General features: G+C 58.3%; 13 protein-coding genes. 5 read left to right on the top strand and 8 right to left on the bottom strand.

Annotated features, from left to right (window positions below):
* Positions 1-58 precede the first annotated feature (58 nt).
* Together BLU75_RS01885 and BLU75_RS01890 are read right to left on the bottom strand one after the other, a co-directional pair.
* Entirely contained in the window at positions 59-1,168 is a 1,110-nt protein-coding gene (locus BLU75_RS01885) for an LOG family protein (protein ID WP_084381339.1), read from the bottom strand.
* Between the two features lie 336 nt (positions 1,169-1,504).
* Positions 1,505-1,936 carry a PA3611 family quorum-sensing-regulated virulence factor gene (locus BLU75_RS01890; RefSeq protein ID WP_084381338.1) on the bottom strand — a complete coding sequence of 144 codons (432 nt, stop codon included), beginning with the start codon at positions 1,934-1,936 and terminating at the stop codon, positions 1,505-1,507.
* 211 nt (positions 1,937-2,147) lie between these two features.
* On the opposite strand from BLU75_RS01890, the gene BLU75_RS01895 reads away from it, so the two are divergent.
* From BLU75_RS01895 to BLU75_RS01905, 3 genes are all read left to right on the top strand, one after another.
* Complete coding sequence (locus BLU75_RS01895; RefSeq protein WP_084381337.1) at positions 2,148-2,858, top strand: tRNA-uridine aminocarboxypropyltransferase; 711 nt, start codon at positions 2,148-2,150, stop codon at positions 2,856-2,858.
* A 259-nt stretch (positions 2,859-3,117) separates the two neighbouring features.
* On the top strand, positions 3,118-3,768 hold the full coding sequence (gene erdR / locus BLU75_RS01900; RefSeq protein ID WP_084381336.1) for a response regulator transcription factor ErdR: 651 nt from the start codon (positions 3,118-3,120) through the stop codon (positions 3,766-3,768).
* A 75-nt stretch (positions 3,769-3,843) separates the two neighbouring features.
* A complete protein-coding gene (locus BLU75_RS01905) occupies positions 3,844-4,206 on the top strand; it encodes a diacylglycerol kinase (RefSeq protein WP_084381335.1) in 363 nt (120 codons plus the stop codon).
* Here the strand turns inward: BLU75_RS01905 and BLU75_RS01910 are convergent.
* Entirely contained in the window at positions 4,203-5,129 is a 927-nt protein-coding gene (locus BLU75_RS01910) for a LysR family transcriptional regulator (protein WP_084381334.1), read from the bottom strand. The two genes, BLU75_RS01905 and BLU75_RS01910, sit on opposite strands and share 4 nt — an antisense overlap.
* Before the next feature lie 124 nt (positions 5,130-5,253).
* Between BLU75_RS01910 and fpr the strand changes: the two genes are divergently transcribed.
* Entirely contained in the window at positions 5,254-6,033 is a 780-nt protein-coding gene (gene fpr / locus BLU75_RS01915) for a ferredoxin-NADP reductase (RefSeq protein WP_003189055.1), read from the top strand.
* A gap of 113 nt (positions 6,034-6,146) precedes the next feature.
* Here fpr and tsaA read toward each other — a convergent pair whose 3' ends face one another.
* The 5 genes from tsaA to rimO form a co-directional block, all read right to left on the bottom strand.
* On the bottom strand, positions 6,147-6,845 hold the full coding sequence (gene tsaA, locus BLU75_RS01920; RefSeq protein ID WP_084381333.1) for a tRNA (N6-threonylcarbamoyladenosine(37)-N6)-methyltransferase TrmO: 699 nt from the start codon (positions 6,843-6,845) through the stop codon (positions 6,147-6,149).
* A 3-nt stretch (positions 6,846-6,848) separates the two neighbouring features.
* Positions 6,849-7,310: a YehS family protein gene (locus BLU75_RS01925; RefSeq protein WP_084381332.1), complete on the bottom strand. Its 462-nt coding sequence runs from the start codon at positions 7,308-7,310 to the stop codon at positions 6,849-6,851.
* Positions 7,311-7,375: 65 nt separating this feature from the next.
* Positions 7,376-8,086 carry an rRNA pseudouridine synthase gene (locus BLU75_RS01930; protein WP_084381331.1) on the bottom strand — a complete coding sequence of 237 codons (711 nt, stop codon included), beginning with the start codon at positions 8,084-8,086 and terminating at the stop codon, positions 7,376-7,378.
* Positions 8,087-8,158: 72 nt separating this feature from the next.
* On the bottom strand, positions 8,159-8,632 hold the full coding sequence (locus BLU75_RS01935; RefSeq protein WP_084381330.1) for a GNAT family N-acetyltransferase: 474 nt from the start codon (positions 8,630-8,632) through the stop codon (positions 8,159-8,161).
* A 92-nt stretch (positions 8,633-8,724) separates the two neighbouring features.
* Positions 8,725-10,065, bottom strand: a complete 1,341-nt coding sequence (gene rimO / locus BLU75_RS01940; protein WP_090221355.1) for a 30S ribosomal protein S12 methylthiotransferase RimO — start codon at positions 10,063-10,065, stop codon at positions 8,725-8,727.
* 302 nt (positions 10,066-10,367) lie between these two features.
* Here rimO and BLU75_RS01950 point away from each other — a divergent pair, with 302 nt between their 5' ends.
* Positions 10,368-12,269: a potassium transporter Kup gene (locus tag BLU75_RS01950; protein WP_090221356.1), complete on the top strand. Its 1,902-nt coding sequence runs from the start codon at positions 10,368-10,370 to the stop codon at positions 12,267-12,269.
* Positions 12,270-12,288 lie beyond the last annotated feature (19 nt).

Below are 12,288 nucleotides of genomic sequence, written 5' to 3' on the forward strand. Positions count from 1 at the left end.
AGCCATCACACGCAAAAAAGGCCCGCTATGAAAATAGCGGGCCTTTTTTGCGTTTGGCTCATGCCGTTTCTGTAGCTCGTAATCGGGTTTTTTCCTGGGTTTCAGCCCAGTTTTCCGGCAGGTTGATGTAATCCACCAGCTCACGCAGTCGGCCCTGATTACGGCCGTTGAAGTTGAATACCAGCCGCGTCAGATGGCTGAAGTGGGGTTCATCGTGTTCTTCCCCTGCGTAGGCCAGTTGATGGAAATCATCACTGAGGCGCAGGTCTGCGAAGGCCGTCTGAATATGCGCCAATGCGTGATCACTGAGAGGGTGATTCATGCGGACCACAAACTGGCGTTTCAACCAGCGAGTTGAGTGGAAGTTGGCATAGAACTGATTGATTTCATTGACCGCATCTTCCGCGCTATACACCAGGCGCAACAACTTGAGGTCCGTGGGCAAGATGTAGCGGTCGGCTTCCAACTGGCTGCGAATAAAATCCAGGGCGCTTTGCCAGAAACTGCCGCCGGGAGCGTCCAGCAATACCACGGGCACCAACGGACTCTTGCCGGTCTGGATCAGGGTCAGCACTTCCAGCGCCTCGTCCAGGGTACCGAAGCCTCCCGGGCAAAGTACCAGCCCATCGGCTTCTTTGACGAAAAACAGCTTGCGGGTAAAGAAGAAGTGAAAGGAGAGCAGGTTGTCCGTGCCATCGATGGTCGGGTTGGCATGTTGCTCAAAGGGCAGCGTGATATTGAATCCCAGGCTGTGCTCCAGACCCGCGCCTTCGTGAGCCGCCGCCATGATGCCGCCGCCGCCGCCGGTAATGACCATCAGGTCTGAACGCGCAAGGGCTGCCCCCACTTCCCTGGCCAAGGCATAGAGTGGGCTCTCCACCGGCGTGCGTGCGGAGCCGAACACGGTGACCTTGCGGCGTCCCTTGAACTGCTCCAGCACGCGAAACGCATGGTCCAGTTCGTGTATGGCCTTCAAGGTGATTTTGGCGTTCCAGTGGTCACGGTCGTCACGGGCCATGCGTAGCACGGTGAGGATCATGTCACGGTAAAGAGGGATGTTCGGGCTGTCGGGGGCAATCAGGTTGAGTTGCGCGTCGATCTGCTGAGTGAGATCGGTCCCGTTTTCTTGAAAATGACGGAGCAGGAGGTCATTCGGTTGGTCAGGCATTCAACTTCTCCTTCTTCACAGAACCTTGGGTGACGACGAGAGATTCATCGGGACCCCGACACTCATGTGTCGCTGCCTGCCTCGACGTGTCGTCGGACAGGACATGAAAGTTCGTCGGACCTCTGGCAGTCGAGGGCGACGAAACCGGTTCTGTATGTTCCTTATGTTTAAAAACCTTTGCACTGCAAGTAACGCGAGGGCAAGCCTCTTTTGCCCTGGAATTGTTACTGGATGACTTGATCATGAGCCCAAAAACTCATGCCTGGCAATCGCTTATTGAGCTTGGCAAGGGGAGGGCGGTAGCGCCGCTGGTCAGCGGCGTGCGGTAAACAACGGTTACTTTTTCTTCGCCGGTGCCGGGCAATCAGACTCCTGAAACTTGACCGACGCCACTGGACGATTGGTCTTGTTTTCAGTGATTTCATAACGCATCACTGCGCCCTTGGCCATCAGTTCGCGGTAGCCCTTGTTCAGGCAAACGCTCTGGCCCAGCTGGAAATACACGGCCTTGGGGTTGGCGCGCATTTGCTCGGCACGGTCGGGCATCACGCTCAAGTGATCAATCAACTGCATGCCTTCGACGGTGTAGGCCACTTCCAGGGTTTTCTCGTCAATTTCCCTGGGCAGGTCTTTATTACTTTCCGTCGCCACGCTTTGCAGTTTCTTGTTCATTTGCAGCTCCAGCAAGGAAGCTGCCTGGGCGCCCAAAGGCAAAACCAGCGCCAAGGCGGCGGTTGGGGCGGCAAGGCGCAACATAAGACGCAGCATGAAACTCTCCTGATTCGGTTACTGATCCATAGACCCGTCACTGCGCTGTGCGTTCAGTGACGCGAGATTATAGGTGACCCCAGGCCTGTACAGCCAGGCGTATCGGCCGCCAGTGTGATTGCTCGCAGGCCGCTCTGGTAAACTGCCGCAACTTTTGCCCTTCCCGAGTTCTGCCCGTGTCGATTTCCAGCTTTTTGCAACGGCGTATCCGATGAGCCACGCGGTCTCCCGTTTACGCGCCCAGCGTCTGGCGCGTGCCATCAGACCCTTTGTCGCCCGCGGATCCCGCGCCGAGCGCTGCGCGGGATGCCGGGTCATTCCTGAATACTGCCTGTGCGCCTGGCGTCCCAAGGTCCAGGCAAAATCCGCTGTGTGTCTGCTGATGCACGATGTCGAACCGATGAAACCGAGCAATACCGGCTGGCTGATTGCCGATGTGATTGGTGATACCACGGCGTTTGCCTGGTCGCGGACGGAAGTCGACCCCGAGTTGCTGACCTTGCTGGCCGACCCGCAATGGCAGCCGTATATCGTCTTTCCCGGAGAATTTGTCGCGCCTGAACGAGTGGTCAGCGAGGTCAACCTTGCACAGGACAAACGGGCGCTGTTTATTCTGCTGGACGGCACCTGGAGCGAGGCGCGCAAGATGTTTCGCAAGAGTCCGTACCTTGCGCACTTGCCCGTACTGAGCCTGGCACCCGAGCAATTGTCTCGTTATAAACTGCGTCGCTCGAAGCGGGACGATCATTTCTGCACCGCCGAAGTGGCGGCCCTGTGTCTGGAGTTGGCCAGTGATCAACCGGCCAGTGAAGTATTGGATGCCTATCTGGATGTTTTCAGCACTCATTACCTGGCGGCCAAGTTCCTGTTGCCTTTGGACCCGGACGACGCTGTCCATGCCCGCCTGACGCCTTATCTATAGCGCTTATGACCAGACGACGTTTGCATGATGGCACTGTAGGCCCTCAGCCCGCTAAAATGCTCTTAGGTGGAGCGCTTGACCGCCCAGGTCATGGTGGGCATGCTTGGCGCCGATTAGGGCGCCGTCGCAGATTTGAGACGTCTTTTTTGCGCTTTTGCTAGTTAACGTGCTCTTTGGTGACAACCTCCTGGCTGACACCTTGTGCGTTGGTGAGTACTGAACCCATCGGTACTCCCATAAAAACAGGATCATTTAATAAATGGCCACATACGAAATCCTGATTGCCGATGACCATCCCCTGTTTCGCAGCGCTTTGCATCAGGCCGTCACGCTGGGGCTGGGCGCGGACGTTCGACTGGTTGAAGTCGCCAGCATCGCTGAACTGGAAACCCGTCTTACCGAAAAACCTGATTGGGACCTGGTCTTGCTGGATCTGAATATGCCCGGCGCCTACGGCTTCTCGGGCCTGGTGCTGTTGAGAGGGCAATACCCGCAGATTCCGGTGGTGATGGTTTCAGCTCAGGAGGAAGCGTCGGTGGTGGTGCGCTCCAGGGAATTCGGCGCGAGTGGTTTCATTCCAAAATCGAGTGCCATGGAAGACATCCAGAAAGCCGTGCGTACGGTGCTGGATGGAGATGTTTCCTGGCCGCCCCAGGCCTTTGAAGAGATCAATGTCTCCGATGAAGCCAAGGCTGCACGTGACGGCCTGGCCAGCCTGACGCCCCAGCAGTTCCGGGTGCTGACCATGGTCTGCGAAGGCTTGTTGAACAAGCAGATTGCCTATGAACTGAGCGTGTCTGAAGCCACTATCAAGGCTCACGTGACAGCCATTTTCCGCAAGCTCGGGGTGCGTACACGTACCCAGGCTGCACTGCTCCTGCAACAGCTTGAGTCAATTTCGCAGCAATAGGACGGTATTCGTTCACGTTTTTTTGACTGTGATTGCTCTAGTTTCCCCACACCTTTTTGCTCAGTTGCCTACTCTATGTCGCCTTTCAAAGGTCAAACCGGTATCAAACGTATTTTCAACGCGGGGGGCTATTCTCTGGATGGCCTGCGTGCGGCTTTCACCGGCGAGGCGGCTTTTCGTCAATTGGTGTTGCTCAACGCAATCTTGATTCCGTTGAGCTTTTTCCTGAATGTCAGTCGCGTAGAGCGCGCCTTGCTGATTGCCGTATGCCTGTTGGCGTTGATTGTCGAGTTGCTCAATTCGGCAGTGGAAGCGGCAATTGACCGCATTTCCCTGGATCGTCATCCCTTGTCGAAAAACGCCAAGGACATGGGCAGCGCCGCGCAGTTTGTGGCATTGACCATGATTACCCTGGTGTGGGCGGTGATCCTGATCTAGGCAATGTTCGGCAGCACGATCTCGTCGCTGCGCTGCACCCCGGCGGTGAACGTGCGGCACAGCTCGAGGAATTCGCGCATGGCCGAGGTCTGGTATTTCTGTTTGTGCCAGATGAAGTAAAACTGCCGGGCCAGGTCCAGGTCCGGCGTTTCCACGGGCACCAGGCTGCCACGCCGAAATGCATCCCGTAGCGCCAGCCGGGAAATGCAGCCAATCCCCAATCCGGACTCCACTGCGCGCTTGATCGCTTCGGTGTGTTCCAGTTCCAGGCGGATATTCAGTGCGCTGCGATGATGACGCATGGCTTGATCGAACGTCAGGCGGGTGCCGGAACCTTGTTCTCGCAGGATCCAGGCTTCATGGGTCAATTCTTCCATGGTTGCCTGGCCACGCTGGGCCAGCGGGTGCTGCGGCGCGCAAAACACCACCAATTCATCTTCGACCCAGGTTTGCACCTCGATATCCGGGTGGCTGCAGTCGCCTTCGATTAGACCCAGATCAATTTCGTAGTGCGCCACCTGATGCACGATATGCGCAGTGTTCTGCACGTGCAGCTTCACCTGGCTCTCGGGATGCTGCTGCATAAAGCTGCCGATCAGCAACGTGGCCAGATAATTGCCGATGGTCAAGGTCGCCCCGACCGCCAGGGAGCCGAAGCCAGACTTGCCGTTGAGCAAGTCTTCGATTTCCTTGGCCTGGTCCAGCAGTGCCACTGCTTGAGGCAGCAGCTGGCGACCGAGCGCATTGAGGCTCAGGCGTTTGCCGGCACGGTCGAACAATTGGCAGCTGGATTGACGCTCCAGCTCGGTAATCGAGGTGCTGGCGGCGGATTGCGATAAGGCCAGAAGACCAGCAGCGCGCGAGACGCTTTCCTGCTGGGCGACGGCGACGAAGACTTGAAGTTGACGGAGAGTAAATCGCATATCTATATAACCGATAACCCTTATCTTAATAATTCAGTTAACAGATATTATCTCCGCCATTAGAATGCTGTGCAATTGCGTACCTATCATTTGGCGCAGACCCATTTCCAGGAGTCCCACGTACATGAGCAACATGAACCACGAGCGTGTCCTCAGTGTTCATCACTGGAACGACACTCTGTTCAGCTTCAAGTGCACCCGCGATCCGGGCCTGCGCTTTGAGAACGGTCAGTTCGTGATGATCGGCCTGCAGCAGCCCAACGGCCGCCCGCTCATGCGCGCCTACTCCATTGCCAGCCCTAACTGGGAAGAGCATCTGGAGTTTTTCAGCATCAAGGTGCCGGATGGCCCGCTGACTTCCCAATTGCAGCACTTGAAGGAAGGCGACGAGATCATCATCAGCAAAAAACCGACCGGTACTCTGGTGCTGGACGATCTGAAGCCGGGCAAACATCTGTACCTGCTCAGCACCGGTACCGGCCTGGCGCCGTTCATGAGCGTGATCCAGGATCCGGAAACCTACGAGCGTTTCGAAAAGGTGATCCTGTGCCACGGCGTGCGTTACGTCAACGAAGTCGCCTACCGCGAGTTCATCACCGAGCACCTGCCGCAGAACGAGTTCTTCGGCGAGGCCCTGCGTGACAAGTTGATCTACTACCCGACCGTGACGCGTGAACCGTTCGAGAACGAAGGCCGGCTGACCGACCTGATGCGCAGCGGCAAGCTGTTCAGCGATATCGGCCTGCCGCCGATCAATCCCGAGGATGACCGCGCCATGCTGTGCGGCAGTCCGAGCATGCTCGATGAAACCAGTGAAGTGTTGAACAGCTTCGGCCTGAAGGTTTCGCCGCGGATGCGTGAGCCGGGTGATTACCTGATCGAGCGAGCGTTCGTCGAGAAATAACATCGGTATTTTGTAGGCGCGAGCTTGCTCGCGAAGAACGCCAACGTTGACGCGGGTGTCCAGGATGAACGCGGCAACTTGATATTTTTCGCGAGCAAGCTCGCTCCTACAGTTCAACGCCGCGCAGCGATCACTTCCAGCACACAAATCATCCCAGCCTCGGGATAATGCCAACGCACATCTACATCCCAGAACTGCGCGCCATATTCGCGTTCAGGCCCGGGCGTCTGGTACGCCGGCCGCGGATCCTGTGCCAGGCACTGTTCAATCAGCTCCACCAACGGCTCGCCAAGACGCTGAGCATGGGTGTGAGCCTGTTTCAGGGCGGTCTTCAGCCACTGCACGGGAATCCGTGTCGGCGCGGCGCTGGCAATGCGATTGGTCGCGCTATCGATGATATCGGCGTACGGCACATACGGCTTGATATCGAGAATCGGCGTGCCATCGAGCAAATCGATCCCGGAAACCCACAGCCGGCCGGCTTCTACCTTGTCCAGCTTCACCACCGATTGGCCAATGCCGTTCGGGCGATGGGTGGCGCGGGTGGCAAACACACCCATGGACTGGTTGCCGCCCAGGCGCGGCGGACGCACCCTCAATCGCGGTTTGTCTTCCAAGGCCTGATGGAACAGAAACAGCAGCCACACATGGCTGACCTGCTCCAGGCCCTCGACCGCCTCGCTTTGATCGAACGGTGCCACCAGTTCCAGCACGCCACGGGCAGCGGGCGCCAGTTGCGGCTGGCGCGGGATGGCGAACTTCTCCTTGAAGCAGGAGCGCACGAAGCCGATGGGGGAAACGTTGTAACTCATGGCTTACGCACGAACCCGCAGCGTCAGCCCCTTGAGGAAGTTACGCAGCAACTGGTCGCCACAGGTGCGGTAGTTGGTGTGGCCGAACTTTCGAAACAGCGCGCTCAGTTCAGGCTTGGACACCGGGAACTCGGCTGCCTTGAGGATGGCGTGCATGTCGTCTTCCTTGAGTTCGAAGGCCACCCGCAGTTTCTTGAGGATGATGTTGTTGGTCACGGGCGTTTCAATCGGCTGCGGTGGACGGCTTTCGTCCTTGCCGCGCTTGAAGATCACCAGGCCATCGAGGAAATGCGCCATGACGTCGTCAGGGCAAAATACAAAACCTTCTTCCTCGTCCTTCTTGAGGTAGGTCAGCAGGTCGTCCTTGGTGACTTCCATGCCGCCGAGCTTGATGATCTCGACCATCTTGTTGTCACTGATGTCGAGCATGTAGCGCACGCTGCGCAGTACGTCGTTGTGAATCATTTGGGCAATCCTGGTATTCAGCTGTGGACACCGCCCGAAGAGGCGATGTCGAGAGATAGAGCGAGTTAGAACTTTTCTTTGCCGGACAGATAACGCCATTGGCCCAGCGGCACTTTCCCGATGGAGACGCCGCCAATGCGGATGCGTCGAATGGCAACGACCTTCAAGCCAATGGCTTCACAGAACAGGGCAATCACACCCGGCTGCGGATTTTTCAAGGCAAAGCGCAGGCGGTTCTCGTTTTGCCAGCTGGCTTTCACCGCCGGCAGCTCGCGGCCTTTGTACATCAGGCCGTGGGCGAGACGGTTGAGGCCGTGTTCCGCCACATCGCCGGACACTTCGACGATGTATTCCTGCTCGATCTTGGCGGCGTCGGCCGTCAGCTTGCGCAGGATTTTCCAGTCCTGGGTAAACACCAACAACCCGCTGGCCTTGGCTTGCAGGTCGGCGCTGGCGGTCAGTCGCAGGAAATGGCCTTTGAGCGGGCGCTTGCTGAAGCGATGTTCCGGCGACAAGGTTTCGGCGCTCAAGGATTGCATCGCGCTCTCGATATCCATTCCTGCGGGTGCATTCAACAGGATAGTCACAGGTTCGGGAGGCGTGGCCTTGGCGTCTGGATCAAGTTCGACTTTTTGTGTCGAGACCTTGAACTGTGGCTCGTCGATCACTTCTCCATCCACCGAGACCCAGCCACCTTCGATGAACAGCTCGGCCTCCCGACGGGAGCAGCCGACCAGCTCGATGAGGCGTTTGGAAAGGCGTATGGGGTCAGTCATGACAAGGGCCGTAACAAAAAGGGGGCAGCTATTGTACCTGTGTGGAGTCGGTTAAGCCCGGCTCCATTTCGTTTAGCCGCGTTGCGTTTGCACCCGCTCCTGGCGCAAGCGCATGTGCAATAACGGATAAGGTTGACCCATGCCGTCATGCTCCGTACGCCCGATCACTTCAAAACCTTGCTTGAGATAGAAACCCAGGGCTTGCGGGTTCTGTTCGTTGACGTCCAGTTCGTCGGCGTTCATGCAGTCAACCGCATAACGCAGCAACTGCCGCCCCAGGCCCTGGCCCCGGTGTTGCGGGTCGATGAACAACATTTCGACCTTGCCCGCGGCGACGCCGGCAAACCCGGTAATACGTTGGCGTGAGTCCTTGGTACAAATCAGCATCACCGCGTCCAGATAGCGGGTCAGCACCCGGTTTCTCAACAACTCGATGTAACTTTCTGGCAAAAAGTCATGGGTGGCCCGGACCGAGGTCTCCCAGATGCGGGTCAATTCCGGATAATCGCTGCTTTTGGGGGTGTGGATAACCGAATGCTGTTCCATGTCCGCGGCTCCTTGCTGCTGCTGGGCAAACGATAGACCTAAAAAAGCCCCGCATCTTGTTCGGAAGCAGGGCTTTTCCAGTTTTTTACCGCTTAATCGCGTTTTTGCGCCCAGAGGTCGTATTCATCGGCGTCAGTCACCGTACACCAGACCTTGTCGCCGGGCTTGAGACCGCTGGCGTCGTCGATAAACACGTTACCGTCAATCTCCGGGGCATCAAAGAAGCAACGGCCCACCGCGCCTTGCTCATCGATTTCATCGATCAGCACTTCGATTTCCTTGCCGATGCGCAGTTGCAGGCGTGCCGAGCTGATGGCTTGTTGATGGGCCATGAAACGCTCCCAACGCTCTTGCTTGACGTCATCCGGGACCACCGCGGCGTCCAGCAGGTTGGCCGGGGCGCCTTCCACCGGCGAGTACTGGAAGCAGCCAACACGGTCCAACTGGGCTTCGGTCAGCCAGTCCAGCAGGTACTGGAAGTCTTCTTCGGTTTCGCCGGGGAAGCCGACGATGAAGGTCGAACGGATGATCAGCTCCGGGCAGATCTGGCGCCAGTTCTTGATCCGCGCCAGGGTTTTGTCTTCGAAGGCCGGGCGTTTCATCGCCTTGAGCACTTTCGGGCTGGCATGCTGGAACGGAATGTCCAGGTACGGCAGGATCTTGCCAGCGGCCATCAACGGGATCAGTTCGTCGACGTGCGGGTACGGGTAAACGTAGTGCAGACGTACCCACACACCGAGGCTGCTCAGGGCTTCGCAGAGTTCGGTCATACGGGTTTTCACCGGCGCGCCGTTCCAGAAGCCGGTGCGGTATTTGACGTCGACGCCATAGGCGCTGGCGTCCTGGGAAATCACCAACAGCTCTTTGACGCCGGACTTGACCAGGCGCTGGGCCTCGTCCAGCACGTCGCCCACCGGGCGGCTGACCAGCTTGCCGCGCATCGACGGAATGATGCAGAAGCTGCAGCTGTGGTTGCAGCCTTCGGAAATCTTCAGGTACGCATAATGGCGCGGCGTCAGCTTGATGCCTTGTGGCGGCACCAGATCGATCAACGGGTTGTGATCCTGGCGTGGTGGCACCACTTCGTGCACGGCATTGACCACTTGCTCGTACTGCTGCGGGCCGGTGACGGCCAGCACGCTGGGGTGTACGTTGCGGATATTGCCTTCCTCCACGCCCATGCAGCCGGTCACGATGACCTTGCCGTTTTCCTTGATGGCTTCGCCGATCACTTCCAGCGACTCCGCCTTGGCCGAATCGATGAAACCGCAGGTGTTGACCACCACCACATCGGCGTCCTGGTAGGTGGACACGACGTCATACCCTTCCATGCGCAGTTGCGTCAGGATGCGTTCGGAGTCGACCAGAGCCTTCGGGCAACCCAGGGATACAAAGCCAACCTTGGGGTTGGCTTTTGCGATGGTGGTGGACATGTCTAACCTCGGTATTGAATGACGCCGCCTGTCGTGCACGAACAGGCGGCGGACGGGCACTTGGCGTGCCTCTGATCAAAAAGTGCGCAATTCTAGCGACGGCAGCCGTACTTGACCAGCTTTATGCAGGGAAAAACGACGAATGCTGCGTTATGCTTCGCGCCGCGGTACCAGGCGAATGCTATTGGTCAACAGTTCAACTGTTACTAGAAGTAAAGCAGTGCATGCTGTGGACCGCTCCGGCGCTCGTTCGCGGACGCGTTGTGTATATCGGGCCTCAGGGCAAAGGGCGGGAGTGGTAGATGGGTCAGGCAAGCAGTCAGGCAACAAGTGCCGAGCATTCCAGTGCAAGGCCGATCGGCATGCTGGTGGCAGCCGTCGGGGTGGTCTACGGCGATATCGGCACCAGCCCGCTCTACACCCTCAAAGAGGTGTTTTCCGGTGGTTACGGGGTTCAGGTCAACCATGACGGCGTGCTGGGGATCCTGGCGCTGATCTTCTGGTCATTGATCTGGGTGGTCTCGATCAAATACATGCTGTTCGTGCTGCGTGCTGATAACCAGGGCGAAGGCGGCATCATGGCCCTGACAGCGCTGGCCCGCAGGGCGGCGGGCAATCACCCGCGTTTGCGGGGTTTTCTGGTGGTCTGCGGTTTGTGCGGAGCGGCGCTGTTTTACGGCGACAGCATGATCACCCCGGCGATTTCCGTGTTGTCGGCGATTGAAGGCCTGGAGCTGGCGTTCGACGGCCTGGAGCGTTGGGTGGTGCCCGTGGCGCTGGTAGTGCTGGTGGCGCTGTTCCTGATCCAGAAGCACGGCACTGACAATATCGGCAAGTTGTTCGGGCCCGTGATGGTGATCTGGTTCCTGGTGCTGGCTGGGCTCGGGGTTCGCGGCATCCTCGCGCATCCCGAAGTGTTGAGCGCGGTTAACCCGGTCTGGGCGGTGCGTTTCTTCGTGGTGCACCCGGGGATCGGCGTGGCCATCCTCGGTGCCGTGGTGCTCGCGCTGACCGGTGCCGAGGCGCTGTACGCGGACATGGGGCACTTCGGCCGCAAGCCGATCGCCCGTGCCTGGTTCCTGCTGGTGTTACCGGCATTGATGCTCAATTACTTCGGGCAGGGCGCGCTGTTGCTGGGAGACCCGCAAGCTGCGCGCAACCCGTTCTACCTGCTGGCGCCGAGCTGGGCGCTGCTGCCATTGGTGGTGCTGTCGACGCTGGCGACGGTGATCGCCTCTCAGGCCGTGATCTCCGGTGCGTTCTCGCTGACCCGCCAGGCAATCCAGCTCGGTTACATCCCGCGTATGCACATTCAGCACACCTCCAGTGCCGAGCAGGGCCAGATCTATATCGGCGCGGTGAACTGGTCGCTGATGGTCGGCGTGATTCTGCTGGTGCTGGGTTTCGAGTCCTCGGGCGCGCTGGCGTCGGCCTACGGCGTGGCGGTAACCGGGACCATGCTGATGACGACTATTCTGGTTTCGGCCGTGATGTTGCTGTTGTGGAAATGGCCTCCGGTACTGGCGGTGCCGGTGCTGCTGGGTTTCCTGCTGGTGGATGCGCTGTTTTTCGCCGCCAACGCACCAAAGGTTGTGCAGGGTGGCGCCTTTCCAGTGCTGGCGGGGATTGTACTGTTTGTATTGATGACCACCTGGAAGCGCGGCAAACAGTTATTGGTGGACCGTCTGGATGAAGGTGGCCTACCGTTGCTGGTCTTTATCGGCAGCATCCGTCTACAGCCTCCGCACCGTGTGCAGGGTACTGCTGTATTCCTCACCGCACGGCCGGATGCGGTGCCCCATGCCTTGTTGCACAACTTGTTGCATAACCAGGTGCTGCACGAGCAAGTCGTGTTGCTGACGGTGGTCTACGAAGACATTCCGCGCGTCCCCGCCGAGCGGTGTTTCGAGGTCGACGCGTACGGTGAAGGTTTCTTCCGGGTGGTCCTGCACTTTGGTTTTACCGATGAGCCGGATGTGCCGCAAGCGCTGAAATTGTGTCATCTGGACGAGCTGGATTTCACACCGATGCGTACCACCTACTTCCTCAGCCGCGAGACGGTCATCGCTTCCAAGCTCGAAGGCATGGCGCGCTGGCGGGAAGGGTTGTTCGGGTTCATGCTCAAGAATGCCAACGGCAACCTGCGTTTCTTCAAGTTGCCGGTGAATCGGGTGATCGAGTTGGGTACGCAGGTAGAAATGTAGGGAGCAGCCTCAAGCGGCA

The sequence above is a fragment of the Pseudomonas mucidolens genome (assembly GCF_900106045.1).
In the GTDB taxonomy this organism is placed as follows: domain Bacteria; phylum Pseudomonadota; class Gammaproteobacteria; order Pseudomonadales; family Pseudomonadaceae; genus Aquipseudomonas; species Aquipseudomonas mucidolens.